Source organism: Pseudoalteromonas shioyasakiensis (assembly GCF_022398475.1).
Classification (GTDB): Bacteria; Pseudomonadota; Gammaproteobacteria; order Enterobacterales; family Alteromonadaceae; genus Pseudoalteromonas.
Genome location: NZ_JAKEVM010000002.1, coordinates 1 through 26,637, shown reverse-complemented (window position 1 = coordinate 26,637; position 26,637 = coordinate 1). Strand labels below are relative to the sequence as shown.

The following is a 26,637-nucleotide window of genomic DNA, read 5'->3' as shown; positions in this document are numbered from 1 at the left end:
CGTCAAGTACCTCATCACACAGCACAAACTACAAAAACAGAATAAAAAACATAAAAATCATTATGTTAAGAAATAAAAAACACTCTTTTTTAGTTGTGGCACAGCTCTTGGAATAGATAAGTGTGATTAATTAGGAGTGATTCAAATTATGTGTAATAACTACAACACAATCGAACAACAAGGACAGGTACCTATAAAGGCATGGACAAAAGGCGTACCGTTTGAAGATGCAGCTATTGCTCAATTAAATAATATTGCGCAAATGTCGCTAGTTCATTCTCATATCGCGGTCATGCCAGATGTTCACATGGGCAAAGGCGCCACAATAGGTAGCGTCATTCCCTCTGTAGATGCAGTGATCCCCGCAGCGGTAGGTGTTGATATTGGTTGCGGTATGGTTGCAACTAAAACAACGTTAACGGCTTCGCAACTGCCCGATAATCTGGCGGCAATTCGTCATGCGTTTGAAGCTGCGGTACCACATGGTCGAACGGGCCGTGGTAGAGGAGCTCGTGACCGAGGTGCTTGGCATAATATTCCTGATGTTGTTGCAGGTGAGTGGCAAAAACTTGAGAAGCGGTTTGAGAAAATCTGCGCTAAGCACCCTGCAATTAAAAACAGTAATCATGTAAATCACCTAGGTACGATGGGCACAGGCAATCATTTTTTAGAACTTTGCCTAGATGAAAACAATGCAGTTTGGATCATGCTGCACTCAGGTAGCCGAGGAGTTGGTAACCGCATAGGCACTTACTTTATCGAGCTGGCTAAAAAAGAGATGGGGCGTCATCAAATCAACTTACCTGATATGGATCTTGCGTATCTGAAAGAAGGAAGCGAATACTTTGATGACTATGTTGAGGCTGTAGAATGGGCGCAAGATTTTGCAGCTAAAAACAGAGAGATCATGATGTTTAACGCAATCAAAGCGCTTAAAAAGCAAATACCTATCGCTTTTGAAACCGCGGAGCTTGCTGTTAATTGTCATCATAACTATATCTCACGTGAGCATCACTTTGGCAAAGATTGTTTTGTAACACGCAAAGGAGCTGTACGTGCACAAAAAGGGGAAATGGGGATCATTCCCGGAAGTATGGGAGCGCGCTCTTTTATTGTTCGCGGCTTAGGAAACCCAGATAGCTTTAATAGCTGTAGTCATGGAGCTGGCCGAGTCATGTCACGTACAAAAGCTAAAAAGGTCTTTAATATTCAAGATCAAATAGCGGCAACCCAAGGGGTAGAATGTCGTAAAGATGCCGCGGTGATTGATGAAATTCCGCATGCGTACAAGGATATTGAAAAGGTTATGGCAGCACAGCAAGACTTGGTTGAGGTTGTACATACACTAAAGCAAATAGTCTGCGTAAAAGGATGATAATGAACTATTTAATAATCGATGGAGCACAAGGTGAAGGCGGAGGGCAAGTACTTCGCACCGCCCTCACCTTATCCATGTTAACCAAGCAAGCCATTGAAGTCGTTAATATTCGTGCCAAGCGAAAAAAGCCTGGCCTGTTACGCCAGCACCTAACCTGTGTGTTAGCAGCACAACAAATCTGTGATGCCGAAACAGCAGGAGTTGAATTGGGCTCAAACCATATTCGCTTTGCGCCTAAACAAATAAAAGCGGGGGATTATCACTTTGCGATTGGCACAGCAGGCAGTACAACGCTTGTATGCCAAACTGTATTACTGGCATTAGCGACAGCAAAGCAGCCCTCTACCATAACCTTTGAGGGTGGCACACATAATGGCATGTCACCTTCACTGTGCTTTTTTGAGCACTGTTATTTGCCAGCTTTAGCAAAAATGGGGGTGTATTGTGAGCTCACAGTTGCCAAGTATGGCTTTTACCCTGCCGGTGGTGGCAAATGGCAGTTAACCATTTACCCGTGTGAAACATTAAAGCCCTTTACGCATTTTGCACAGCCAACTAAGGATGCCAAAAAGGCGATTAAAGTACTTGTTAACAAGTTACCGGGGCATGTTGCGAAGCGTGAAATTAGCACTGTAAAACAGTACCTTGATTGGGCAGGCGCTGAAACCACGATAACTCAAGTAGAAAGTATTGGAGCAGGAAACAGCTTGCAGCTACATATAACATCAGACACTCATAACAGTATTTTTGAAGTTATTGGTCAACATGGCGTTGCAGCACAAAAGGTGGCTCTGAAAGCCGTAGAACAAGTTACACAATTTACCCAATCAGTAGCGGCAGTAGAAGAACATCTGGCAGATCAGCTGCTTTTGCCATTAGCTTTGGCCGGTAAAGGCGAGTTCAAAACCAGTGAACCAAGCTTGCACAGCTTAACCAATGCAGAGGTCATAAAAACGCTTTTGCATGTAGAGATAACGTTTACTCAGCTTGATGATAACCTTTGGCAGGTATCATTAACTGATACCTAATTAGGATGATCGGCAATGGAAAACACATTAAAACATGTTTATTTAGTCGGCGGTGCAGTTCGCGACAAATTGCTAAACAGAGCGGCAGCTGATCAAGACTTTGTTGTTGTGGGTGAAACACCAAAAACCATGTTAGCCCTAGGCTTTGAAACTGTTGGTAGTGATTTTCCAGTCTTTTTACACCCAACCACCAAGCAAGAATATGCCCTAGCTCGCACTGAACGAAAACAAGGTCGTGGTTACAAAGGGTTCACGGTGAATGCCAGTACCAGCGTAACTCTAGAAGATGACCTAGCAAGGCGTGACTTAACTATCAATGCAATGGCGATGAGTGCCGATGGCGAGCTTATAGACCCATTTAACGGCCAACAAGATTTAAATAACAAAGTACTTAGACATACATCAGCCGCATTTGCTGAAGATCCATTACGTGTTCTGAGAGTGGCTCGATTTTTAGCTCGTTTTGGTGAAAGCTTTAGTATACATCCGGAAACCAAGGCATTAATGATGCAAATACACCAACAAGGTGAATTAGCTTATTTAACGCCAGAACGGGTTTGGAAAGAAACCGAAAAAGCACTTGCTGAGCCTCACCCTGAGCTTTACTTCAAGACGCTGTATGGTTTAGGTGTGTTTCCAGAAATAGATGCAATGAGTGGTGTTCCCCAACCAAAAGAACACCACCCTGAGGGCGATGTTTACACCCACACACTGTTAGTTTTGCAAAGAGCGGCTCAGCTAAATTTTGATGTAGAAACTCGCTTTGCCGCATTAACGCATGATTTTGGCAAGGCGACGAGCTTTGAGCTAAACGGTAATTTACATGGCCATGAACAACGCGGCGTATCAGTGATCAAGGCGTTTTGTCAGCGTTTAAAAGTGCCTAAACGGTTTTATGAGCTGGCAGCATTAACCAGTGACAATCATACGCGTTGTCACAAAATCGCACAGCTAACACCAAAAACAGTACATAAATTACTTGTCGACAAGCTAAATGCGCAAAATAAGCCTGCGCGGTTTTTGCAGTTTTTGGATGCGTGTCAGTGTGATGCGCAAGGACGGGGACCAAGTTTTATAGATCGGCCTTATGCGCAGCGAACACTTGCACTGGATTTAGTCAAACAACTAAACAAGCTAGATAAAAAAGCACTTGTGCAACAAGCAATACGCCAAGGTAAAAGCGGCATAGCCATCGGAAAAGCAGTTCGCGAAGCAGAAATAAAGCAACTACGAGATTACCTCACAGAGCAAAGTAGTAAGGAAACAAAATGAATAACACAACAGCACACTCAGCAATCGATGACAGTGTAAGAGCTGAAATAATGCGACGCATAAAAGCGGCAGAAGCAGAACATAACGTTAAAGTGTTATTTGCTATTGAGTCGGGTAGCCGAGCATGGGGATTTGCAAGTCCTAACAGTGATTATGATGTGCGCTTTATTTATGCGCATGCTAAAGATTGGTATGTAGCAATTGATGTTGAAGAGCAAAGAGATGTAATTGAATACCCAATCGTCGATGAAATCGATATAAATGGTTGGGATATTCGTAAAGCACTCAAACTATTCAGCAAATCAAATCCCGCGTTTATTGAGTGGATACAATCACCCATAGTGTATGTTGATGATGGCTATTTTGCTGCACATGCAAAGCGGCTAATGCCACAGATAGTGTCATCTCATAAAGGCATTTATCATTACCTGCATATGGCAAAAGGTAACTTTAGAGAGTATCTGAAAAAAGAGCGCGTTCCGCTGAAAAAATACTTTTACGTATTACGACCACTACTGGCGATTATGTGGCTCGAAAAATACGATGAACCAGCCCCAATTGAGTTTGATAAACTAAGGGAGCTTGTCAAAGAGAACCTTGCATTGGATGCTGCGATTTCAGATTTGCTCGCCCGAAAAAGGGTAAGCCTAGAAAAAGAATACGCGCCGGCTGTGCCTGTAATTAATGAGTTTATCGAAGCAGAGTTAACACGGCATGAAAACTACACAGCTAACGTAAAGAAGAAAGTCGTCGATTTTGATGCTTTAAATCAGTTATTTAAAGAAACATTAGCAAGATACAGTGAATCCTAAGCTCACTGTATCTGTTTTTCTACAAGTATTGATTTACGACATCAACTAAAGTTTCAATGAGTGCCTCATCCATATATTGGAACTCATCGGGTATATCGAGTACCTGAATCGGCTTGTGCTGTAATAAACGGCTAAAATGCGCTTTAAGGCGTTGTTTATGCTTATGTTCCATCACAAAAATTATATCTGCCCAATTAATATCAGCGGTTGTTACCGTGTGCCTCGCTCGTGGGCTTGTGCCTGCAGAGCGGGCTTTAATGCCATTGTATTGGTTGAATACCTTTTCTGCCGTTGGGCTACGCCACTGATTACGGCTACATAGATACCCAAGCCACCTCAAAATACAGAATTCAGCGTTTCACCGGTGTTTAATATCAAGGCGTTACTTTGCAAGAATGGCAGTCCCTTTTAAGAAGTAACAACGATGAGAGTAAGTGCCTGTGAAGCGCCCAAAGGATTGGTTTAAAAGCGATTTATACTGCGTTATTGATCTTAACAATAGAACCACTATTACTTGCAATCAATGCCTTGCCTAAATCGCTTTTAATTCCAACTGAAACTCGCATCTTGAGGCGGTTTGGGTATCAACAGTTTTCCATGTTATTTGCTAACCTTTTCCTTTGTGAGTCTGGCTAAACTCAGGGCCCTTAAACGTACGAATCGGATTACCCCGTTGCAGCTCATTGTGTTGTTGCCACCGCGACTTTTGCTGCTGGTTTGCAGCCTGCTGAGCTTGCTCTGCCAGTTTTTGCATTAGCAAAACTCGGGCTAAACGCTTATTCGCATGCTGACTTCGTTCACTCTCTACGCGAACAGAAATTCCTGTCGCAACATGGGTAGCACGAACAGCCGAATCAGTGGTGTTTACATGTTGGCCTCCCGCGCCACTTGCGCGGCATTGCTGAAAGCGGATCTCGCTATCAAAAGTTTGCTCAGCTATTTCAAATAGTTGACCGCCAAAATACCAGTTTTTACGCTTATGCCTTGCTCTGAATGGGCTTTGACAAACCCACAACATCGAGCCATGCCATTGCTGCGCAAACTGTTTTAAAATTTGCGGCTCAGCACCGGTTAATTCAAGCAATACCGATTTGTAGCAGCCTGAAAGCTCAGCTTGCTCTACTGCAAGAGTATTCACCTTAATAGCTAACGCTTTAGCATCACACTCAAGGCGCTTAACAGCCATTGCCACCGCTTTACAGCACTCTAAAGGACCCGCCCCTGACGATAATTGCACTAAGATCATCCGCACGTTCCTTGTGTTTTAAAGGTAAGCACAGGCTTTAATTTGGCAATTACAGTAACCAGCCCAGCATCAACAAGGTCATCAATAACTGTTTGGCAGTCTTTGTAAGCTTGTGGTGCTTCATCATAAAGCAGCGTTTTATCATTACAGATCACCCTGCTACCAAACGCAGTGCGATATAAATCTTCCCTTTTAAACTTGTGACTCAAACGGCCTTGGCATTCTCCACGCTTCCATTTGCGACCAGCGCCATGTGCAAGGGAGCGTAAGTTTACGTTTTGCTCCGCCGTTGGCTTAACTAAGTAACTGTAATCACCGCGAGAGCCCGGGATCATCACAGCCCCTTGATCGCTAGGTGTAGCGCCTTTTCGATGTAACCAGCCTGCTTGTCCTGCAATCTGTGATTGACTTACAAGGTTATGATTTACATCTAAAACCTGTTCGCCACCAGCGCGAATAGCTTGTAAAAAACGCCGTGCGATCAGTTCTCGGTTTAACTGAGCCCAACGCAGTGCTTCGCCATGTTTGGCCATATAATCTGTAAAGGCACCACTTTCTACCTCAAGGCCATCATGGTTATGCTCTGCAATATGCTTAACTAAAATAGCTTGTCCTAACCCTCTAGAGCCAGAGTGCACCAATAGCTGCAATTGTTTAGATTGTAGGCCTAAAGCAAGTAAGGCTTGTTGATCAAACACCTCTTCAATCGCCTGAAATTCAGCGAAATGATTGCCACCACCTATGGTGCCAAGGGCGCTATCAAAACCAGTTTGTGTGATAGCCATTTCATGTTTTCGCTCGCTAATCAATGTGTGCCAACTTTCATCTAGCGGCTGTTCAACATCGCTTAAGCGTTTTGCGAGCTTATCTACATTTAACTTGGCTAACTTAGTATTGGTTTGCCAAAGCGACATACCGCAGCCAATATCATTCCCCACTAAAGCGGGGTAAATTCTACCTTCTGTAAAAAAGGCTGCCCCAATGGGGTAACCTCGACCTGGGTGTAAATCGGGCATACCCGCTACAGCGTGCATACCAGGTAATTCAGAAGTTTTAATTAATTGTTGTATTGCTAGCCCTTCAATCCACGACTCTTTAGACGCAATAAGGCTAACGTTATCAGTAAGTTTTTGGACGGACTTGCCCATAATACCAATTCCTTTCTCTGCAATAGAAAAATGCTAACGAAAAATGATTTGGCAGGTCTTTGATTAATTGATCAGGCTTAGCTTTGGAAAGCTAATAAAGAAATAGCTTCGAGCTAGGCAAGAAAACGACCTGCAAAGGAACAAGTTGTATAAGTCATATTGTTTACTCCTCTACAGTGTGTGAATGGTTAAAATCGCGGCGATTGTAAACACCTTAAAAAGTGAAAGCAACTAAAAAATAATCAATCGTTGTTATTTACGCCCTTTTTAAATGTTCATCACAACGTGAAAAATGTGCAATTAAGCGACTATGGGTTGTCATCTAGAGAAAATTTGAGCAATCTAAAAATGCCTTAAAAATAATAACAAGAGTGACTGCAAGGTTACTCAAAAAGGATGCCGCCATGCTCAAACACCGTATAGCTCGCTCACTCATCAGCTTACCACTGTTGATTGCTGCCCATGTCACTAGCGCAGCTGAACTACCACAAGCGATTGATGCCGCCTTTCAATCGGCGGTAAGTGCGAAAACGGTGCCGGGCATTACTGTCGCGGTAGCCGATAAATCAGGAATAATCGCGGCAAAGGGTTATGGTTTTGCCGATATCGAAAACCAAGTTTTAATGAGTCCCGAGCATAAGGTTCGCATTGGCAGTGTTTCTAAACTTATTGCTACAGCTGCTATGATGCGCCTTTACGACAAGGGATTGATTAACTTAGACAAACCTGTAACCGACTATGTAACTAACTGGCCAGAGAAACACGCAGCTTTAACACTGCGCCAGCTCGCGTCACATACCGCAGGGATCCGCCATTACAAAAAAGGCGCCAATGAGTTTTTACTCAACAAATGGTATGGCGATATTGATAGCGCTTTAGCCATGTTTAAAGATGATCCCCTACTGTTTGAGCCGGGCACCAAACAGCAGTATTCAACATTCGCTTGGACATTAGTTAGCGCTGCGATGGAAGGCGCTGATCCGAAACGCAACTTTCGACAAATTATCGAACAAGAAGTCTTCGCGCCACTCAAGTTAAACGACACATATTTTGATGAGCAGTTTACCCTGATCCCACATCGTGCAAGACCTTATAGCATTGATCAGGGCCGTTTAATTAACTCACCGCAAACCGATCATAGCTATAAATGGGCAGGCGGTGGATTTATTGCAACGCCAAGTGATATCGTCAAGTTTGCAGTAGCTCACACCCAGGGCAATTATCTAAAAGCAACCACCGTGGATGAAATGTTTACCCCAGCCACTCTCAATAATGGTGAACAGGTCAATTTTGGTATTGGTTGGATGACAGGTTTCAAAAACTATCAGCAAAGAGAAAAATACCAACATGATACTGAACTACAAGCATTGATGGCCGACATGCCACACGCGGTAATGCACTCTGGCGGTAGTATGGGTGGCATTACTATGACCATTATGTGTGTTGAACATCAACGCGCGGTGACTGTGGTTAAAAACGTTAATGGTGATAACAGCGCAGATGTATTTGCGCTTGCCCTACAAACCCTAAGCTATTATCACCAAGACCATTGATTTGTTTAATGCAGCTTAATTATAGCTGCCCTTGTAACCTCGTTTTTGTCTCTTTTAAGTAATCTGGGTAGGGATACGAGTCATCTGCAACAGCGATTGCAGCCTCGATTTGAACTAATGCTTGGCGAGTATTACCTTGCATTTCATAGCCATATGACAAAGCTGACAGTGCATACGCTGATTTTTGGTAGTTTTTGATATTGTACTTAAACACCTCAATAGCCCGCTCAAATTGCTGGTTATCTGTTAAGCTGTAACCCAGCATCCGAACAGCGCGGTCTGGTGGCGCTATTTGCTCGCCCCATTGCTGAGATAAACGTTGATAATAAACATCAATTGATGAAACATCATCGCCTAGTGCACTCAAAGGCATATGTTTAGATAAAAATAAGCCATGGTACGCATTAAATGCCCCAGCAACTGAGGTTAGGTTATGCGAAACGCCTGCAAAGGCGTCGCTCTTAAAGCGCAGATTTTGCACTTTACTATTTTGCATCGTTTGCTGCATATCATCGTATCTTTCGCGCATAATGCCGGCTTCTTCGCCGATATTCATATATACATAGCTGTTAATACTTTTGGCTTTAGTAACAAAGGTATTTAGACTCTTAGCAGGGGCGCCATAGTTCCACCATACCGCAGGGCTATAAGCAATATGCGCTTGAAATAACTCAGGATTAGCCTGCATTGAGTGAAGAGCAAATACACCCGCAGCTGAGGCTCCTGCGATAACTCTATAATCATGAGTACGATACTGTTTATTAACCAAAGGCATCAGTTCTTGCTCTACGAAAGCTAAAAACTTTGCTGCACCACCGCCTTCGCCAACAGGCCCTTGTGGTTCTTTGTTCACTGTAGGATAAAAATCTCTAAGTCGATTAGTGCTTTCAATCGCAACTACAATCACCTCTGGCGCTTGATCATTTTGTTGTAAGCGCTCAAGCACAGCATTAATCAATGGTAAATTACCGACCCCATCTAAACGGTAAATAACGGGATACCTTTTGTTTGGATGTGTTTGATAGCTTTTTGGTAATTGCACAACGACAGTGCGTTGCTCACTAAGATTACTTGATTCGATAGTATGCGTATGTTGGCTGTAATGTGGAACCGCATCATCTGCAGCTGGTTGAGCCATTACATGACTAGTACAGAGTAAAAAACCACTAATACAGAGTAACTTAAATAGTCGCACGACTTATCCTTAAGAAAAATTGGTAATTTTTTAAGCTAACAGAATTGCAGGTACAAACAAAGATAACTTATGTACATTTTCGTATAAAAGTACATATAAGTCATTCTTTTAGCTAAAGCGTATGGCGCAATATTTGCCCAGCGCTTTTACCCGTCATGCCATCCGGTGATTTAATGACTTGGCCATTAATAATGACGTATTGAATTCCTTCTGCGTACTGATGTGGTGCGCTAAACGTTGATTTATCAGCAACCGCCGCAGGGTCGAGTATAACAATATCAGCAGCATAGCCTTGTGCTATCACTCCTCGGTCAATTAGGCCCATTCTTGCTGCGGGTAAACTGGTCATTTTACGTATTGCATCAGGTAACGAAATCACTCCTTGTTCACGCACATAATGACCTAGTACTCTGGGGAAGGTGCCGTACCCACGTGGATGTGGGTTGCCTTTACCAAGTTCTGAACCACCCGCATCGGTGGCGATTGCAGTAATTGGGTAAGCCATGATGTACTTAACATCATCTTCATTAATAGCGTGGAAGATCCCCTGAGCACCGCCATTTGCTTGAATTTCCATAGCAAGTTCAGCTGCTTCATCAATACTTTGCGCTCGCCCTTCACGTTTTAATACTTCAGCAAAGGTTAGTCCATCCCATGCAGGGTTTGCCGTATAATGCGCTATTTGCAGCCTTGCGGGGTCACCACCGCCTCTGTCTTCACGGATATTTTTGATCAAGCCTTGTTTTATTTTTTGCCTTAACTCTGGATCTTGTAGACGCTTTTCAACTTCAGCTTGGCCACCAGCCAATGACCATGCAGGAAATAATATAGCAAATCGCGTAGAAGAAGCCGTGTAAGGATACTGATCGAGGGTGACATCGAAACCCACTTTGCGAGCATCGCGAATCATCTGAATAGTGTGCTTACTCTCACCCCAATTTGGATGACCAATCAGCTTATGATGAGAGATATGCACAGGAATACCGGTCTCTTTTGCAATATCGAGCACTTCATTCATCGCCGTGACAATCTCTGCGCCTTCGTCCCGCATATGAGAGGCAAAAAATCCATGCTGAGCATGAGCGGTTTCGGCAAGCACCTTTACCTCAGCAAAGTTTGAGTACACACCAGGAACATATTTTAGCCCAGTCGATAAACCAAACGCCCCCTGTTGCATCGCTTTATCTACCAGTGCTTGCATTGCTTTTAACTCATCAGCAGTGGCAAGTCGTTGCTCTTCACCCATAACAGCTTTACGAACATCATTATGGCCAATTAATAAGGCTAAATTTGGCCCTAGAGGTGAACGCTCGGTTTGCGCAAAAAATTGCTTAAAGTCGACAGGAGAAAAACCACAGTTACCGCCCAAAATAGTGGTGATACCCTGCTGCACTAAGTTATCGAGCCGAGGCAGCTCTGCAATTGAACGCTCAGCATGGGAATGTAAATCGATAAAGCCCGGCGCTACAACCTTGCCATTGGCATCTATAACTTGTTGAGCTTTGTCAGCCGCCATATCACCAATTTTAGTGATCTTGCCGCTTTCAATACCAACATCTGCGCGAACCGCTTTGCCACCACGACCATCGAGCAACATCGCGTTTTTGATGATGAGATCAAAAGATTGTCCATAAGCAATCCCCGAGCTGAGTACTAATACGGTCAATCCTATAGAGGTTAAAACACTGCGCTTTTTCATTGTTATTATCCTTAGCCAGAGTGTTTAACCATCCTAATCAATTGCAATACAAATTGCATCAGTGAACACTAATTAAGCAAATTATAGACACAAAAAAGCCGGCTAATTAGCCGGCTCTTGATGCTTTAACTTACTCAACCGTCACTGATTTTGCTAGGTTTCGAGGTTGGTCTACGTCGGTGCCTTTAATAACCGCAACATAGTATGAAAGCAGCTGTAGCGGGATTGTATATACAACTGGAGCAATCACGTCATCCACATGGTTTACGTTGATTACACGCATTGTTTCGTCAGATTCAAACGCTGAGTCTTTGTCTGCGAATACATAGATAATACCGCCACGGGCACGTACTTCTTCTACATTTGATTTAAGCTTTTCAAGTAGTTCGTTGTTTGGTGCCACAACAATGATTGGCATGTCGGCATCAATCAACGCAAGAGGGCCATGCTTAAGCTCACCCGCTGCATATGCTTCTGCGTGAATGTACGAAATTTCTTTCAGCTTAAGCGCACCTTCCATCGCGATTGGGTACTGTGAGCCACGACCCAAGAATAGTGAGTGGTGCTTATCAGCAAATTCTTCAGCTAAATCTTCAATCCCTTCAGCAAGAAGTAATGCTTCTTCTAACTTGTTAGGAAGTGTTTTAATTGCATTTACAATCGCACCTTGCTCTAGGCCTTTTTCTTGGGCAATAGATGCTGTTAGCATTAATAAGCCAACAAGTTGTGTGGTGAAGGCTTTAGTTGATGCAACACCAATTTCAGCACCTGCTTTAGTCATAAAGGCTAAATCAGATTCACGTACTAATGATGAACCCGGCACGTTACAAATGGTCATTGACGCCATGTAACCTTGCTGTTTTGCAAGACGAAGTGCAGCAAGCGTATCGGCTGTTTCACCAGACTGTGAAATGGTCACAAGTAAGCTATTTTCATGTACAAATGATTCGCGGTAACGGAACTCAGAAGCAATCTCGACGTTACAACTCACGCCTGCGAACTGTTCAAGCCAGTAACGAGCAACCATACCTGAATGGTATGAAGTACCACAGGCAATAATTTGCACGTGTTTTACGTCTTTAAAGATTTGCTGAGCACTTTCGCCAAAGGCATCGATCGCTACAGTGTCATTAACTAAACGGCCATCAAGGGTGTTACGTACAGCAAGCGGCTGCTCGTAAATTTCTTTCAGCATGTAGTGACGATATTCGCCTTTACCTGATGCATCTTGCGTAATGTTTGATTCAATCACTTCGCGCTCAACTGCATCACCATTTGCATCAAAAATTTCAACACTGTCACGGGTAATACGAGCAACATCACCTTCTTCAAGGTAAATAAAGCTACGAGTAACAGGTAATAGAGCAAGTTGGTCAGAGGCAATAAAGTTTTCGCCAAGACCTAAACCAATCACCAGTGGGCTACCTGAGCGCGCTACGATGATTTCGTTGTCGTTCGCTTTATCAAAAACAACCGTACCAAATGCACCTTCAAACTGCTTCACAGCAGCCTGTACTGCAGCTAAAAGCGTATCGTGTTGTTGGCGAAGTTGGTGAATAAGGTGCACCATAACTTCAGTGTCTGTTTCTGATAAAAACTCATAACCGTCGCCTTTAAGCGCATCGCGTAGGCTGGCATGATTTTCGATAATACCGTTATGAACAAGAGCAATTTCGCTATTCGAAATATGTGGGTGAGCATTCGCTTCAGTTACACCACCATGAGTTGCCCAGCGCGTATGTGCGATACCGGTAGTGCCTTTAACAGCGGCTTCATTCAGTGCCGCTTCAAGGTTAGCAACCTTACCTACTGCTTTTACAGTGTTAAGCTCAGTACCTTTAAGTAAAGCCACACCTGCCGAGTCATAGCCACGGTATTCAAGGCGCTTAAGGCCTTCAACAAGAATTTTATTTACTGGGCGTTCTGCAACAGCCCCTACGATTCCACACATAATCTCTCCTTTTGCACATGCCAAAGTGTTTTACTTTGGGCGAGATGTGTTGTCATAAACGATGCGTAATAAGGTGTTGTCGGTCTTATTACGGGTTATTCAATTTCTGCACAGATCAGCTGTACACCACATGCTGTTATCGCCTCGCGCTTGTCGGCGCTTAGGTTGTTGTCTGTGATAACGGTGGTAACACGCTGCCAAGGCAGTTCTAAATTCGGTATTCTTCGGCCAATTTTTTCTGACTCTACCAGCACCACTACCTCACGGGCTGCTTCAGCCATCACTTGGCTAAGCCCCACTAATTCATTGAAGGTTGTAGTACCTCTATCAATATCAATGCCATCGGCACCAATAAAGAGTTGGTCAAAGTCGTAAGAGCGTAGAACATTCTCTGCAACTTGGCCCTGAAACGATTCTGAATGTGGATCCCAAGTTCCCCCGGTCATCAAAAGTGTTGGTTCATTTTCTAATGAAAGCAGTCGGTTAGCGACATTAATAGCATTTGTCATCACCACTAAACCGCGTTTACTAGCAAGCTCAGGGATCATCGCCGCTGTAGTGCGACCGCTATCAATGATGATGCGGTTATGATCTTTAATAAGCTTTGCAGCCGCCTGTGCGATTGCCATTTTGCGAAGCGAGTCGCTTTTCTCGTTGCTATTTGCAACGATTTCTTGTGGCAGTGCAATGGCACCACCGTAACGGCGTAGCAACAAGCCACTTTTTTCAAGGGCTGTCAGATCTTTACGTATCGTCACTTCAGATGTTTGAAACTGCTCTGCTAACGCTTCAACAGCAACTTCACCAAGTTCATTCACTTGGCTTAAGATTGTATGGCGACGTTGTTGAGTGTTTCGTTTTGTCATAAAGTGAACCACATAAGTTTCGTTTCGAAAGTTTTGAGATTTTAAACGAAACAATATAAATGGCAAGTGAATGATCATTAACCTACACAGCTTTAATTTTGATCTTCATCACCAACACGCTAAGCTATTGGCAAATATAACCATGAACATGCCCCATGAAAGAGTTTAATAGCCTCGATAAGTCCTTACTCGAACAACGAAAAAATACCCATGAAATTTGCCGTTTATTTGCCAAAAGCCCAAGTAAAGGCAATTTAAAACGTCTAAGAGGCATGTTTGCTCACTGTGGCGAGCAGGTTGTTATAGAAGCGGGTTTTCATTGTGATTACGGTAGTGGTATTAAAATAGGTGATCGAACCTTCATAAATATTAACTGTACTGTGCTCGATGCGCCGTTATCTGATGTGCAAATTACGATAGGTGATGACTGCTTAATAGGCCCTAATGTACAAATACTCGCGGTATCTCATGCAGTAAACCCAACCGAGCGTTTAGCAAAAGCTAACTTTGCAGCACCGATTAGCATTGGCAACAATGTATGGATTGGTGCAGGCGCGATTATACTTGCGGGTATTATAGTTGCTGATAATTCAGTGATTGGCGCAGGGGCAATAGTTACCAAAGATGTCGCGGCAAATACTTTAGTAGCGGGTAACCCTGCGGTGAAGGTCAAAGACCTTTAAGCCTATATTTACGCGCTAAAGCACGTCCTACCGTAGGTTGTCATTTATGGCGACAAAGAATACATACTAACGCGCTAAAGCACGTCCTACGTAGATCGTCATTTATGGCGACACAAAGAATACATGCTTACGCGCTATAGCACGTCTTACCGTAGGTCGTCATTTATGGTGACAAAGAATACATGCTTACGCGCTATAGCACGTCTTACCGTAGGTCGTCATTTATGGCGACACAAAGAATACATGCTTACGCGCTATAGCACGTCTTACCGTAGGTCGTCATTTATGGCGACAACCAATCACAAAAAAACAGAATTCCAATATGGATAACTACCTAAATTATCAACTAGCTTTTTTCGTAAAGGATTTGCTGCTATGTATCTGGCTACTGCTATTCTACTTTCATCTTTACGTAGTGCATGATCATAGTAAGCAGGTTGCCACACTGTTTGCGAAAAACTACGTCTCTTATTTATCTCTCTTGCAGAAAGACCTTTTAGATGACCAACTGTTTTACCCAAGCTACTATCACTAAGCCTTAATAAACCATGAAAATGATCGGGCATAAGAACCCAAGTTAACCAACAACATTGATGTATTAATTCATTTATTTCAATACACCTACAAAATACTTTTGCTAAGTTATGATCACTGAACAGTGCTTTTCTGTTATGGCAGTTGAACGTTATGAAATATTCACCTGATTGAATTGAAACTCGTCCTTTCTTTAAATGGCTCCAGCTCATGAAAAATCCTTTTTCATAAAATTGTAGAACATTAAATATAGTAGATTAACGCACTAAAGCACGTCCTACGTAGATTGTCATTTATGGTGGCAAAGAATACACACTAACGCGCTAAAGCACGTCCTACCGTAGGTCGTCATTTATGGCGACAAAAAATACATACTAACGCGCTAAAGCACTCCTTGCCGAAGATCGCCATGTATGGCAATAACACTCCAAACAGGTATTTAGCGAGTAAAAAAAGCCCAGCTGTATTGCTGGGCTTATAGTTGGGAGTTAGTTAACTGTTATTCATATCGTAAGATAAGTGATGGTCTGGTGCTTGCGGCCTTAAAGGCTAAGCTTGCAACGGTAACCCAAGTAATGGCGGCCACCGCGACGGCGGCAACTAAATACACCCATACAGCTTGTTCAATGCGGTCATTAAAGTTTGCTAACCAATCACCAACTAACAAGTAAGTCACTGGATACGCAATAGCAATACTCACGCCCACCAGCACTAAGAACTCTTTAGCAATGATATTTACGATACTGATGCGTGATGCACCTAGCACTTTTCGAACGGCCACTTCTTTTTGACGACGCACTGTTGCAAACGAAGCCAAACCAAAGGTACCTAAACAAGTTAAGAACACAGCAAGACCAGTAAAGATTAAAACTACATTCGAAATTCGCTCATCACCTTTTAACAGAGTTTTGTAGTTGTCTGCGAGTAAGTTAATTTTTGGCTCATAGATATTGGCTGAGCTTGCTAATACTTCAGCGATCTGAGCTTTAATGTAAGGCAAGTTTTGCTGATCAATCGTTAAAATTAATTCTGATACAGGTGATAAAAAGTTAAAACCACACAAGAACATGATATTAGAGTTGGCATCTTTAGCATTACCTACCTTTACATCCTCAACCACACCCACAACACGCATATCTACGCCGCGACCTGAGTCTTTAATTACCTTACCAATAATGTCACTCATGTTAGTGTAACCCGCTTGCCTTGCGACAGACTCAGTCACGATGGTGCCCGTACTTGTTACTCCATTTTCACGGCTTGCCCAATCACCAGCAAATTCACGGCTAAAGTCACGACCAGCAACCAGTTTTAACCCTAGCGTTTTTACAACATCGTAGCTTGCACCTACAACAGGCGTTAAGCTGCCAGATGCTTCACCATTTGGCCACGTTGGCATAAGTGTATTATTGATTGAAACAGTTAAACGGGTATCAATAACTGTTGTTTGCTGTACGCCTTGAATTGCACTAATACGGTTAACTAAGGCATTTTTTTCTTTTGTGAATACTTCGCCTACAGGTAGCTCTGAAATAACCAATCTTTGTGTTGTTTCATAGCCTAAAGGTAAGCTTTGTAAGTAAGTTAATTGCTTTAACAAAGTAATAGAGGCAATGATTAAACCTATTGCTAGTGAAGCCTGTAAGGTTAGTAAGCTCTTACGAACCCATATTGCTGTATTACCACGCTGTAAGTCTCCACTTAAAACGCGTTTTGCACTGAATGACGAAATAAAGAATGCAGGATAAAGCCCAGCTAATATACCCACAGCAATTGCGACCACAATAATTGCAATGCCAAATTCAGAGGCATAATTCACGACCAATTCGCGGTCTACTAGTTGGTTAAAGTTTGGTAAAAATAGTTCCACTAAAGCACATGCAATCACCATTGAAAGCATTGATACCAATACAGATTCAGATAAAAACTGCGTTACTAACTGGCCTTTACTTGCGCCAAGCGCTTTACGCACACCCACTTCTTTTGCACGTTTAGTCGATTGAGCGACGGTCATATTGATAAAGTTAAAACCTGCAATAAGAATCAGTAACACACTTAAACCAACACAGATCATCACCACTTGTTTAGCACCACCCGCTTTCATCTCAAACGGTGATTTAGCCGTTAAGTGCAAATCAAGTAATGGATGCAGCTCTAAACTAACTTGCTCCAACATAGAACCGCTAAAAAAGCGTTCTGTTAAGGTTTTAGCTAATGCATCTGTATCGGTGCCCTCTGCTACACGCATATAAACATAACTACTGTTGATATCTATTTCGCTTGGATCATGCTTAACATAAACAAGGTTTTTAAAGGCAAAGTGAGTGTTGTCTGTTAAGTCTGCAAACACGGCACGCACTGTGTACTGTCCTTGTTCATGCGTAAGTGTTTCACCAATCACATCGGTGCGACCAAAAATGCGCAGTGCTTCTGATTCACTTAAAGCTAGGCTGTCTGGTGTACTCATTGCTGTTGTTAAGTCACCCGCAATCGTCTTCATAGCAATAAAGTTTTCAATATTTGCTGTAGCACCATATAAGGCATTTAACTTATAGCCTTGGTTGCGGTAACTCACATCAACCATGGCTTCACGAGTCAACTCGACCATAGTTAATCCGAACACTTCTTCAACTTGGCTGTAATCTTCGGCCTGCTTTGACTGCACATAATTAAAAATAGGCACCACAGCTAAACCAAGTTTTGAGAAGTCTTGTCCAACGCGATAAACACGCTCAGCATGTGGCTGTTGGCTATCGTACGAAAGCTCATTTTTTGCAAACAAAGCAACTAGAATTGCCGCAGCTAAGCCCACACTTAAACCCAGAACATTTAAAATAAAGTGCTGTTTTTGGTTTTTAAACGCACGCAGCGCGGTGATCAGATAACTTAAAATCATGTTATGCCACCTCTGCTGTTTGTTGAACACGGTTAGCTTTATCTACCATCACTTGGCCATCAAGTAAGCGCACTAAACGGTCAGCATAATTGCCTTCTTTTTCTGAGTGAGTAACCACAATTACCGTGGTACCTTCACGATTTAGCTCACGTAGCATCGCCATGACTTCATCACCATTTTTTGAATCAAGGTTACCCGTAGGCTCATCCGCTAAGATTAGTTTTGGATTAATCACCAGAGCTCTGGCTACTGCTACACGTTGCTGCTGACCACCCGATAGCTGCTGTGGTAAGTGATCTGCTCTATGGTCGATTGCAACACGTTTTAAAATTTCTTCTACTCGCTGTTTACGTTCACTTTTTGAGATATTTTGATACTGTAATGGCAGCTCAACGTTTTCAAATACTGTTAATTCATCAATTAAGTTAAAGCTTTGGAAAACAAAACCAATCGACGCTTTTCTAAGTGCCGCTAATTGCTTTTCACCAAACCCTGCGATGTCTTCACCTAAAAATTCAAAACTGCCTGCCGATGGCGAATCCAACATACCTAAAATAGAGAGTAATGTTGATTTACCACAGCCAGATGGCCCCATAATGGCAAGAAACTCGCCTTCGTTTACATGTAAGTTAATGTTATTAAGCGCTGTTGTTTCAACATCTTGAGTACGGAACACGCGTGATAAGTTAGTTAATTTAATCATTGTTTTTATCCTTAAAATTGTAGTTGTTGTGCTTTATCAAAGTTGCTGTAGCTAGAGGTGATCACGCGATCTCCGGCGCTTAGGCCACTTAACACTTCATAATAGTTTTGATTCTTTTTGCCAAGACGAATGTCTTTTCGTACTGCACGATTGCCATCTTTTTCCATGACATAAACCCAGTTACCCCCTGAGCTGGTAAAAAATGCGCCGCGTTCAAGTAATAAAGCAGTGCCTTTGCTATCACCTAGCATCAGCTGTACATCTAGGCTTTGCCCACGCTTTATGTTGCTCGTGCCATTAGGTAAATCGACTTCAACCTGAAACTGTGATTGCTGAACACGGCTATCAATTTTGCTAACTGTTGCCGCAATTTCGCCTTGCTCGTGTTCAATAAGCACTTGCATACCTGTTTGAACTTGGCTCAGGTAAAACTCGTCTAGTCTCACAACTAGCTTGTATTCATTAGGAATATCAATCTGCCCTAGGCGAGCACCACGGCCTTTTGATTCACCAATTTCAACATCAAGTTCACTTAAATAACCATCGGCAGGTGCTGTTACGAGTAAGTTTTCAAGGTTCTTACGCGCAAACTGTAGGTTTTTCTCTAGCATGTCGGCACTGTCTTTTAACTGAGCTACCTGAACTTCACGAATGCTGTTTTCTTGCTTTTGACGCTCAAGGGTTAGTTCTTTACGCGCTTTGTAATACGCTAAGTCTTCTTGAATTTCAGATAATTGTTCTTGTGCTAACACACCCGTTTTAACTAGCGGCTGAGTTTGTTTTAAGCGACGCGATAAATGTGTGATTTTAAGATCGATTTCAAGCAAATCTCGGCGTAAGTTTAAACGGCTGGTTTCCATATTCATTTGCGTGTTGCGTAAAAAGTTAAGTTGCTCAGTCACTTGTGCTTCACGGCTCATTACATCAAGCTGCAAATTGGTATTGCTTAAACGCACAAGTGGTTGACCTTTTTTAACAAACTCACCTTGCTCAACAAGTCGCTCTTCGACTTGGCCTCCGGCAATGGTGTCGAGGTAAATTGTAGTGCGAGGCATAACCTGACCACGAAGACTTAAAGCATCAACAAATTCACCTTGTTGTACTGTGCTAATCGTTAAGCTTGTAGCAGTTACTTGCTGGCTACGACCTGTTTGCTCAGTTTGTGTGAAACCATAAGCTGCAGCCGCAACAGCTAAGCATGCCGCTGCAATGACTGATTTCTTAAAAAATGCTTTGTTATTTGAGCGTGTAATTTTCTTATCCATGTTGACGCCTTTAAGTTATCTAGGTGCTAATTACCTATAGATAAAACAACTCTTGTGCCAACTTTTATTTTTATTAAATTACAACAACTTACATAAAAGCCAATAAAGATGCATATAATCAAGTGTCCGCTTATAGAACACTTCACAGCCCATATATCGTCCATAAATGGACACTCTTACTATTTTCAATTAGTCTTAGTGTTCCCATAAAGGAATAATAATAAATAGCTATGAAACAAGCAGGATCAATTCTTATCGTCGATGATAACCCCGACGTACTTATCGCTGCACGATTACTTTTAAAGCAGCATTATCAGGTTGTAAAAACCACAGATAACCCCTTTGATATCGAAGGTATCATTAACGCACAGCATGAGGCAGATCAGGCTATAGATGTTGTGTTACTCGATATGAACTTCACGCAAGACTCAATTAGTGGCAAAGAAGGATTCTACTGGCTAAAAAAGATCATGAGCCAAGACGCTAACATTGCGGTACTGCTTATGACGGCCTACAGCGATATTCAGCTAGCTGTCGAAGCAATTAAAGCTGGTGCCTCTGACTTTATTGCCAAGCCTTGGCAAAATGAGCAATTACTCGGTGCTGTAGCGGCGGCATTTTCACACGCTAAAGACAAACAGCAAGTTGGTAAGCTCACAAAACAAAAGCAGGCCTTGCAGCAGTCAATCGGCAATCAACCATTTGAGTTTTTAGGCCAAAGTTATGCCATGCAGCAGGTTTTTTCGGTTATCGACAAAGCAGCCAACACAGATGCCAACATATTGATTAGTGGCGAAAGTGGCACAGGTAAAGAACTCACTGCCCATGCAATCCACAATGCAAGCCAGCGCCAAAGCCAACCCTTCATAAGCCTAGACATGGGCTCACTAGCCGAAAGCCTGTTTGAAAGCGAACTATTTGGCCATAAAAAAGGCGCGTTTACTGGCGCGAAAGAAGATCGCATTGGCCGATTTGAGCTGGCCCATGGTGGTAGTTTATTTTTAGATGAGCTAGGTAATTTACCGCTTAACCAACAAGTTAAGCTGCTCGCAGCACTACAAAACAGACAAATAACACCGGTTGGTGGCTCTAAAGTCATCGATATTGATATTCGCTTGATCTGTGCAACCAATGAAAACCTCGAACAAGCAGTTTCTGAAGGCAAGTTTAGGCAAGACTTACTGTACCGTGTTAATACCGTAGAGATCCGTTTGCCAGCTCTGCGCGAGCGCAGTGAAGACATTCCATTACTGTGTAACTACTACTTGCAGCACTTTGCACATAAATACAAACGTGAGCTCTCGATTGCGGCATCTGATATGACACGTTTAAGCCAGTATCATTGGCCAGGCAATGTCCGTGAACTTGCCCATGCAATTGAGCGAGCAGTCATTCTCTCTGAAGGCTCAGAGCTCGATATAAGCTCAGTGATAAGCTCACCAAGTGCTGCTGTTAGTACAAGTGAGCTCTCTTCAAGCGCCACTGACTACGACACTTTTGATCTCGACATCATCGAGCAGAGAACCGTTCGTGCAGCTTTAAAGCATTTTCAAGGGAATGTGAGTCATGCAGCTAAAGCCCTCGGCCTAACACGCGGAGCCATGTATCGTCGTTTAGAAAAATACGGACTGTAATCGATGCGAAATTTTATTAGCTTAGCCTGCCTATTAGCTGCGCTAATTGGTTTATCAATTGCTTTGTTTTGGCAAGTAGAGCAAAGCGGGTTTTCTGCAATTTCGGCACTTTTAGTTATTTTAAATTTGGTATGTGCCGCGCAAATTTTTAATTTATTTAAACGCCAAACAAGGCGTGCAGATATGGTGTTTCGCGCTTTAGCAAATGGAGACAGCACATTAGGCTTTGGCGACCAACACCCAATGCAACAGCAATTTGAGCAGGTTAAACAGCAAATTCAGGCTGCGCGTTTTAATGCAGAGCAACAAGCCCAGTTCTTACAAGCGCTATTAATTCATATCGATTTAGCGGTATTAGTGTGTGATGAACAAGGCACTATTATTGAAAGCAATCCGGCGGTCAGCCGTTTACTTGGACAAGCTGTAAAGCACATCGATGATTTAGGTGTAATAGCCAACCTAGTCCAAGACGCAAAGCAAAATAGCCGTAATACCGTGCCATGGCAAAATGGTGAGCAGCACGATACGCTATCTGTGCAGATCAGTATTGCCGAAATACAAGGTAAAGTTCGTAAAGTGATCAGTTTGCAATCGATTCATGATCAGCTGCAATTAAAAGAGCAACAAGCTTATAAGCGCCTTACCAAAGTACTAACCCATGAAATTGCTAATTCGATTACGCCACTTTCTTCTTTAGCACAAACTTGTACGGCACTGCTGCCAACTGAGCTTAGTTTTGATGATCAGGAAGATAAACAAGACTTGCAACTCGCCCTAACAACACTCGCATCACGAACCGAGCATTTAGGGGAATTTATAGCGCAATTTAAAAAGGTTAGTAGCTTACCCGCCCCACACTTACAGCCACATATTCTGGCAGATCTTGCCAAGCAAGTTGTCGCTCTGCACTCTCAACAAGCTAAGCAGCTTAATATTACGTTGAATTTGTCGGTGCAAAGCCAACAGTTAGTAATGATAGATAGAGGCCAAGTTGAACAAGTAATAATAAACCTGCTTACCAATGCCATTGATGTCCTTAAGCAGCTAAACAATCCAGAGTCAGCAAAGTACATTGAGGTAAGCATTGCACAAAATGCTAATCAGCAACTGTATTTAGAGGTCAGTGACAATGGTACAGGTATCAGCGATCATGTGATTGAGATGATTTTTGTGCCATTTTTTACTACCAAGCAACAAGGTTCAGGAATAGGCTTAAGTTTATCGCGCCAGATCATGCTCAATCATGGCGGCGATCTGGTTTATATCAAACGCCAGCAAGGAGCCTGCTTTCGCTGCGTGTTCGGTTAGCTTACATAGTTAGCACACTTACTTACAATTTGCTAAGGCGCTGTTTGGTATCATGTACCCATTAACGTTTAATGGACTAACCAATATGCGATACCTCGCCTTAGCACTCTTTTCATCACTTGCCTTCATTCCTGCTACAAGCTTTGCTGGTATTTATGACAGCCCTAATATGAACCTGTTTGTTAAATCAGAGCATAATAGTACTGATTCAATCACCTCAGCCGGCATCGAAGTCATGGCTATAAATAACTACAGCAATTTCGGCGCAGCATTTACAACGGCACTAGGCTCAGCAGAAGTATTTACTAAAAAAGGTGATCGGGAGACATTTCTCACCTTAGATAGCGGCATCAAATTTGGTTATTTCAGTGACTTTTTTTTCTATGGCGAAGTGGGCTTAGATTTAATTGAGCTTGCTGTATACGACGACCGAGATGACCACGACTACAGCGACCGCTATGATGACGATCACAATAATATTGATGGCTATGTTGGTGTGGGCATGGGCGTTGACTCAAAGCCATTCAGAATAGAGATCTATGCCAGGGCCCGAGAAATAGACAGCCGCTATTGGGAAGCACAAAACCATGGTTATGCTGGGTTACAAGTTAGTATTTCGTTTTAATTTCAATTGGGTGAGTAAGTTAGCGAGCTGTTAATCTAATGGTCATTTTTAGCTCACCCTATGTTAAGCTTAGGCGCTTTAGTTTACCCGCACCTAAGTTAACGGAGTATTTTAATACGTGTTTTTAAATCGATTTTTAGGCCTTGTTGTTGTTTCTTTTATTGTAACAGGCTGTCAGACTGCCCCTGAGTCACTTCCCGAAAAGAAGCCCATCATCAAAGCCAATCCAGGCACTGTGGTTGCAGAAGCTAAAACAAAACAAGTAGACGCGGTGACACCGCTCAAACCAAGTGAACTTGATGACGTATGGCAGCGTATTCGCATTCAACTGCAGTTTAGCGATTCAAGTCACCCAGATGTGCAAAAGCGCATTGCTTGGTACCTTACTCATCCAAATTACATGGAAGAAATAAGCCGCCGCGCAGCGCCGTATTTGTATCATATCGTCACAGAAGTAGAAAACCGTGACTTACCAATAGAACTCGCTCTAATGCCGCTTATAGAGAGCGATTTTGATGCCAGTGCCTATTCGCACAAACATGCATCGGGTTTATGGCAACTCACCCCCTCAATCGCCAAATACTTTAAAGTAAAAATTACCCCTTGGTATGATGGTCGCCAAGATGTGATCGACAGCACCCGCGCAGCTTTGGATTTTATGGAATACCTTTATAAACGCTTTGATGGCGATTGGTATCACGCTATTGCTGCTTACAATATTGGTGAAGGGCGTGTATTACAGGCGATTGCTCGTAATAAAAAACAAGGTAAGTCGACGGACTTCTTTAGTTTAAAGCTACCATCGCAAACCAAACAATACGTGCCTAAGTTACTGGCCGCAGCACAATTATTAAAACACCAAAAAATGATATTCCCTGCGATTAAGAATGAGCAGGCTATTGCGACCTTACCAGTAACTGGTGCAGTGATCTTGGCAGACAAAGCGAAATGGCAAGAGCTAGAAGAGCTGAACCATGGCGTTATCCGATATCCCGCGGTGATTGATGCGCCACACATTGTGGTCCCAAAAGATCAGCAAGCAAGTTATCAAACTCTATTAGCTAATCAAAAGAGCAATGATTATAGCCAGTGGCAACATTACACAGTTAAACGCGGTGATAGCTTAAGTGTGATTGCAAAGAACTATAAAGTAACAGTTAGCCAACTGAAAACCTTCAATAACCTAAAAACAAACACCATTCGTATTGGTCAAAAACTGATATTACCGCAATTGGCTGATCAACAAATCGAGTATAAGGTGAAATCTGGCGATAGCCTTTGGAAGATTGCAAAGCAATACAAAGTCAGTATCACTAAACTCAAACAATGGAATAACCTTTCAAGAGATAGCTTAAGAGTGGGTGAAAAGCTCACCGTATTTATCTCAAATAGTTAATACCAAATCAGGGAGTTTTACTCCCTGTCTCTTTTATCTATCCAATTAAAGTTGTATCTTTATTAGTCTATAAAAACAACAATTAAAAATTATGGATAATCAGCAACAGGACGCAAGCTGTTCCACCGTTAAAACAGAGCAAAACTCTAACGTTGAAGAGCAAACAAAGACCACCCAGCAAAACACTCAGCGCAATGCATGGTTTACCAACGAGCGGCTAAACCTATTTCTCGCACTCTGCGCCATTATAATTTCAGCAGCCTCCTTTTATGCCACTTACTTGCAAGCCAACGCCGCAGAACGACAAGTAAAAGCCGCAACCTGGCCATGGCTCGAAGTGATGACGGGAAATTTTAATGAAGAAAAAAATCTATCTGAAATCACCTTTGTACTCTCTAATTCAGGTTCAGGACCTGCGATAGTAAAGTATGTGAAGTATCATTATAACGACCAATCATATTTAGATATCTATAAAGTAATTTCTGCATGCTGTTTTGATACACAAGCATATGAAACACAGCTACAAACTCTGCAAGATGATTCTCCCGACATAAATATTTTCGAAGCATTTGGCTGGATTATGACGAGTGCCAGTGATAACCGGTTACTGGCATCTGGCAGCAAACTTAAACTTTTTGGTTTCAAGCAAACGGGATTTAATGAAACTCAATGGGACAAGGTAAATGACCAACGCTTTAATATCAAAACCGAGATCTGCTACTGCTCGTTGCTAGAACAATGCTATCTAAGCGACGGCCGCGGCGATGTAAAAGAGATAGAGCAGTGTGAGTGACAACGAGCTATCAGCTATCAGCTTTCAGCCGATAGGTGGAGGTTCTAGGTTCTAGGTTCTAGGTTCTAGGCTCTAGGCTCTAGGCTCTAGGCAAAGTGTACTTGTAGGAATGGCTTTAGCCATGAATGCTTATGTTCTGGTCTAGATTCGGCACTGAAGTGCCTCCTACGCGGATTCTTGCTGAGGGTGACACAGTACTAAATAAACCCACCGCTCAACTGACGTCTGAGATACGCATCACGTAGGAATGGCTTTAGCCATGAATGTGTTTGTTATGGTCTGATTCGGCACTGAAGTGCCTCCTACGGGGTTTGTTGCTGAGGGAGTATCTGCACTAAACAACCCCACAGTTCAACTGATGGCTGACAGCTGACAGCTGATAGCTGAAAGCTGAAAGCTCCAGACGCAAAAAAGCCCGACTCTTTCGAATCGGGCTTTCTCTTATTTGGAGCCTGGCGATGACCTACTTTCACATAGCAGCTGCTACACTATCATCGGCGCTGTTTCGTTTCACTACTGAGTTCGGCATGGGGTCAGGTGGGTCCAAAACGCTATTGTCACCAAGCAAAAGGCGTGGAAAGGATTCTCGACAAAGCGCGTAGCGCTTACGAGTCCTTTGCGCAAGGTGAACTGATTTCGCGTTAAGCGTTGC

Annotated in this window: 22 protein-coding genes and 1 rRNA gene; 11 read left to right on the top strand and 12 right to left on the bottom strand. The window is 42.8% G+C overall.

Features of this window, described 5'->3' with window-relative positions; genetic code table 11:
- Nucleotides 1-148 precede the first annotated feature (148 nt).
- From L1D51_RS00885 to L1D51_RS00870, 4 genes are read left to right on the top strand one after another with little or no spacing between them, the layout of a single operon-like run.
- Complete coding sequence (locus L1D51_RS00885; RefSeq protein WP_055020618.1) at nt 149-1,375, top strand: RtcB family protein; 1,227 nt, start codon at nt 149-151, stop codon at nt 1,373-1,375.
- Between the two features lie 2 nt (nt 1,376-1,377).
- Entirely contained in the window at nt 1,378-2,406 is a 1,029-nt protein-coding gene (rtcA, locus tag L1D51_RS00880; protein ID WP_239962150.1) for an RNA 3'-terminal phosphate cyclase, read from the top strand.
- A gap of 15 nt (nt 2,407-2,421) precedes the next feature.
- Complete coding sequence (locus L1D51_RS00875; RefSeq protein ID WP_239962148.1) at nt 2,422-3,678, top strand: multifunctional CCA addition/repair protein; 1,257 nt, start codon at nt 2,422-2,424, stop codon at nt 3,676-3,678.
- A complete protein-coding gene (locus L1D51_RS00870) occupies nt 3,675-4,490 on the top strand; it encodes a nucleotidyltransferase domain-containing protein (protein ID WP_055020621.1) in 816 nt (271 codons plus the stop codon). Before L1D51_RS00875 ends, L1D51_RS00870 begins: the two co-directional genes overlap by 4 nt.
- A gap of 19 nt (nt 4,491-4,509) precedes the next feature.
- Here the strand turns inward: L1D51_RS00870 and L1D51_RS00865 are convergent, their stop codons facing one another.
- From L1D51_RS00865 to L1D51_RS00855, 3 genes are all read right to left on the bottom strand, one after another.
- A complete protein-coding gene (locus L1D51_RS00865; RefSeq protein ID WP_239962139.1) occupies nt 4,510-4,830 on the bottom strand; it encodes a low molecular weight protein tyrosine phosphatase family protein in 321 nt (106 codons plus the stop codon).
- Nucleotides 4,831-5,097: 267 nt separating this feature from the next.
- On the bottom strand, nt 5,098-5,736 hold the full coding sequence (gene prfH, locus L1D51_RS00860; protein ID WP_239962137.1) for a peptide chain release factor H: 639 nt from the start codon (nt 5,734-5,736) through the stop codon (nt 5,098-5,100).
- On the bottom strand, nt 5,733-6,884 hold the full coding sequence (locus tag L1D51_RS00855) for an RNA ligase RtcB family protein (protein WP_239962135.1): 1,152 nt from the start codon (nt 6,882-6,884) through the stop codon (nt 5,733-5,735). Before L1D51_RS00855 ends, prfH begins: the two co-directional genes overlap by 4 nt.
- Nucleotides 6,885-7,288: 404 nt before the next feature.
- Here L1D51_RS00855 and L1D51_RS00850 point away from each other — a divergent pair, with 404 nt between their 5' ends.
- On the top strand, nt 7,289-8,437 hold the full coding sequence (locus L1D51_RS00850) for a serine hydrolase domain-containing protein (protein WP_239962133.1): 1,149 nt from the start codon (nt 7,289-7,291) through the stop codon (nt 8,435-8,437).
- A gap of 19 nt (nt 8,438-8,456) precedes the next feature.
- On the opposite strand, the gene L1D51_RS00845 is transcribed toward L1D51_RS00850, so the two are convergent.
- The 4 genes from L1D51_RS00845 to L1D51_RS00830 all read right to left on the bottom strand — a co-directional run bounded on the left by L1D51_RS00845 (nt 8,457) and on the right by L1D51_RS00830 (nt 14,148).
- The gene (locus L1D51_RS00845) at nt 8,457-9,575 is read right to left on the bottom strand and encodes an alpha/beta hydrolase (protein ID WP_239962131.1); all 1,119 of its coding nucleotides are present in this window, start codon (nt 9,573-9,575) and stop codon (nt 8,457-8,459) included.
- Between the two features lie 169 nt (nt 9,576-9,744).
- Nucleotides 9,745-11,331, bottom strand: coding sequence for an N-acyl-D-amino-acid deacylase family protein (locus L1D51_RS00840; protein ID WP_239962120.1), 1,587 nt, complete (start codon nt 11,329-11,331; stop codon nt 9,745-9,747).
- A gap of 130 nt (nt 11,332-11,461) precedes the next feature.
- Nucleotides 11,462-13,282, bottom strand: coding sequence for a glutamine--fructose-6-phosphate transaminase (isomerizing) (gene glmS / locus L1D51_RS00835; protein WP_054563023.1), 1,821 nt, complete (start codon nt 13,280-13,282; stop codon nt 11,462-11,464).
- Between the two features lie 95 nt (nt 13,283-13,377).
- A complete protein-coding gene (locus tag L1D51_RS00830) occupies nt 13,378-14,148 on the bottom strand; it encodes a DeoR/GlpR family DNA-binding transcription regulator (protein ID WP_054552250.1) in 771 nt (256 codons plus the stop codon).
- A gap of 155 nt (nt 14,149-14,303) precedes the next feature.
- Between L1D51_RS00830 and L1D51_RS00825 the strand changes: the two genes are divergently transcribed.
- Nucleotides 14,304-14,831: a sugar O-acetyltransferase gene (locus tag L1D51_RS00825; RefSeq protein WP_239962118.1), complete on the top strand. Its 528-nt coding sequence runs from the start codon at nt 14,304-14,306 to the stop codon at nt 14,829-14,831.
- Between the two features lie 299 nt (nt 14,832-15,130).
- Here the strand turns inward: L1D51_RS00825 and L1D51_RS00820 are convergent, their stop codons facing one another.
- The 4 genes from L1D51_RS00820 to L1D51_RS00805 all read right to left on the bottom strand — a co-directional run bounded on the left by L1D51_RS00820 (nt 15,131) and on the right by L1D51_RS00805 (nt 20,229).
- Complete coding sequence (locus tag L1D51_RS00820) at nt 15,131-15,577, bottom strand: REP-associated tyrosine transposase (protein WP_082401671.1); 447 nt, start codon at nt 15,575-15,577, stop codon at nt 15,131-15,133.
- Nucleotides 15,578-15,864: 287 nt separating this feature from the next.
- Nucleotides 15,865-18,261 carry an ABC transporter permease gene (locus tag L1D51_RS00815; RefSeq protein WP_239962116.1) on the bottom strand — a complete coding sequence of 799 codons (2,397 nt, stop codon included), beginning with the start codon at nt 18,259-18,261 and terminating at the stop codon, nt 15,865-15,867.
- A 1-nt stretch (nt 18,262) separates the two neighbouring features.
- A complete protein-coding gene (locus L1D51_RS00810) occupies nt 18,263-18,964 on the bottom strand; it encodes an ABC transporter ATP-binding protein (protein ID WP_054552246.1) in 702 nt (233 codons plus the stop codon).
- An 11-nt stretch (nt 18,965-18,975) separates the two neighbouring features.
- Entirely contained in the window at nt 18,976-20,229 is a 1,254-nt protein-coding gene (locus L1D51_RS00805; RefSeq protein WP_054552245.1) for an efflux RND transporter periplasmic adaptor subunit, read from the bottom strand.
- 230 nt (nt 20,230-20,459) lie between these two features.
- Between L1D51_RS00805 and L1D51_RS00800 the strand changes: the two genes are divergently transcribed.
- The 5 genes from L1D51_RS00800 (at nt 20,460) to L1D51_RS00780 (ending at nt 25,985) form a co-directional block, all read left to right on the top strand.
- Complete coding sequence (locus L1D51_RS00800; RefSeq protein WP_239962114.1) at nt 20,460-21,863, top strand: sigma-54-dependent transcriptional regulator; 1,404 nt, start codon at nt 20,460-20,462, stop codon at nt 21,861-21,863.
- Nucleotides 21,864-21,866: 3 nt separating this feature from the next.
- The gene (locus L1D51_RS00795; RefSeq protein ID WP_055198484.1) at nt 21,867-23,171 is read left to right on the top strand and encodes a sensor histidine kinase; all 1,305 of its coding nucleotides are present in this window, start codon (nt 21,867-21,869) and stop codon (nt 23,169-23,171) included.
- 85 nt (nt 23,172-23,256) lie between these two features.
- Nucleotides 23,257-23,796 carry a hypothetical protein gene (locus L1D51_RS00790; protein WP_150114707.1) on the top strand — a complete coding sequence of 180 codons (540 nt, stop codon included), beginning with the start codon at nt 23,257-23,259 and terminating at the stop codon, nt 23,794-23,796.
- A gap of 118 nt (nt 23,797-23,914) precedes the next feature.
- A complete protein-coding gene (locus L1D51_RS00785; RefSeq protein ID WP_054563028.1) occupies nt 23,915-25,192 on the top strand; it encodes a LysM peptidoglycan-binding domain-containing protein in 1,278 nt (425 codons plus the stop codon).
- A gap of 91 nt (nt 25,193-25,283) precedes the next feature.
- A complete protein-coding gene (locus L1D51_RS00780; RefSeq protein ID WP_239962112.1) occupies nt 25,284-25,985 on the top strand; it encodes a hypothetical protein in 702 nt (233 codons plus the stop codon).
- A 450-nt stretch (nt 25,986-26,435) separates the two neighbouring features.
- Here the strand turns inward: L1D51_RS00780 and rrf are convergent.
- Nucleotides 26,436-26,550 (bottom strand): 5S ribosomal RNA (gene rrf, locus L1D51_RS00775).
- Between the last annotated feature and the right edge of the window lie 87 nt (nt 26,551-26,637).

Coding starts and splice junctions, on each gene's coding strand:
- L1D51_RS00810 (WP_054552246.1), bottom strand. CDS start 18,964: ATGATTAAATTAACTAACTTATCACGCGTGTTCCGTACTCAAGATGTT.
- L1D51_RS00790 (WP_150114707.1), top strand. CDS start 23,257: ATGCGATACCTCGCCTTAGCACTCTTTTCATCACTTGCCTTCATTCCT.
- rtcA (WP_239962150.1), top strand. CDS start 1,378: ATGAACTATTTAATAATCGATGGAGCACAAGGTGAAGGCGGAGGGCAA.
- L1D51_RS00805 (WP_054552245.1), bottom strand. CDS start 20,229: ATGGATAAGAAAATTACACGCTCAAATAACAAAGCATTTTTTAAGAAA.
- L1D51_RS00795 (WP_055198484.1), top strand. CDS start 21,867: ATGCGAAATTTTATTAGCTTAGCCTGCCTATTAGCTGCGCTAATTGGT.
- L1D51_RS00875 (WP_239962148.1), top strand. CDS start 2,422: ATGGAAAACACATTAAAACATGTTTATTTAGTCGGCGGTGCAGTTCGC.
- L1D51_RS00850 (WP_239962133.1), top strand. CDS start 7,289: ATGCTCAAACACCGTATAGCTCGCTCACTCATCAGCTTACCACTGTTG.
- glmS (WP_054563023.1), bottom strand. CDS start 13,282: ATGTGTGGAATCGTAGGGGCTGTTGCAGAACGCCCAGTAAATAAAATT.
- L1D51_RS00800 (WP_239962114.1), top strand. CDS start 20,460: ATGAAACAAGCAGGATCAATTCTTATCGTCGATGATAACCCCGACGTA.
- L1D51_RS00820 (WP_082401671.1), bottom strand. CDS start 15,577: ATGAGCTGGAGCCATTTAAAGAAAGGACGAGTTTCAATTCAATCAGGT.
- L1D51_RS00870 (WP_055020621.1), top strand. CDS start 3,675: ATGAATAACACAACAGCACACTCAGCAATCGATGACAGTGTAAGAGCT.
- L1D51_RS00855 (WP_239962135.1), bottom strand. CDS start 6,884: ATGGGCAAGTCCGTCCAAAAACTTACTGATAACGTTAGCCTTATTGCG.
- prfH (WP_239962137.1), bottom strand. CDS start 5,736: ATGATCTTAGTGCAATTATCGTCAGGGGCGGGTCCTTTAGAGTGCTGT.
- L1D51_RS00840 (WP_239962120.1), bottom strand. CDS start 11,331: ATGAAAAAGCGCAGTGTTTTAACCTCTATAGGATTGACCGTATTAGTA.
- L1D51_RS00825 (WP_239962118.1), top strand. CDS start 14,304: ATGAAAGAGTTTAATAGCCTCGATAAGTCCTTACTCGAACAACGAAAA.
- L1D51_RS00885 (WP_055020618.1), top strand. CDS start 149: ATGTGTAATAACTACAACACAATCGAACAACAAGGACAGGTACCTATA.
- L1D51_RS00780 (WP_239962112.1), top strand. CDS start 25,284: ATGGATAATCAGCAACAGGACGCAAGCTGTTCCACCGTTAAAACAGAG.
- L1D51_RS00845 (WP_239962131.1), bottom strand. CDS start 9,575: ATGGCTCAACCAGCTGCAGATGATGCGGTTCCACATTACAGCCAACAT.
- L1D51_RS00815 (WP_239962116.1), bottom strand. CDS start 18,261: ATGATTTTAAGTTATCTGATCACCGCGCTGCGTGCGTTTAAAAACCAA.
- L1D51_RS00830 (WP_054552250.1), bottom strand. CDS start 14,148: ATGACAAAACGAAACACTCAACAACGTCGCCATACAATCTTAAGCCAA.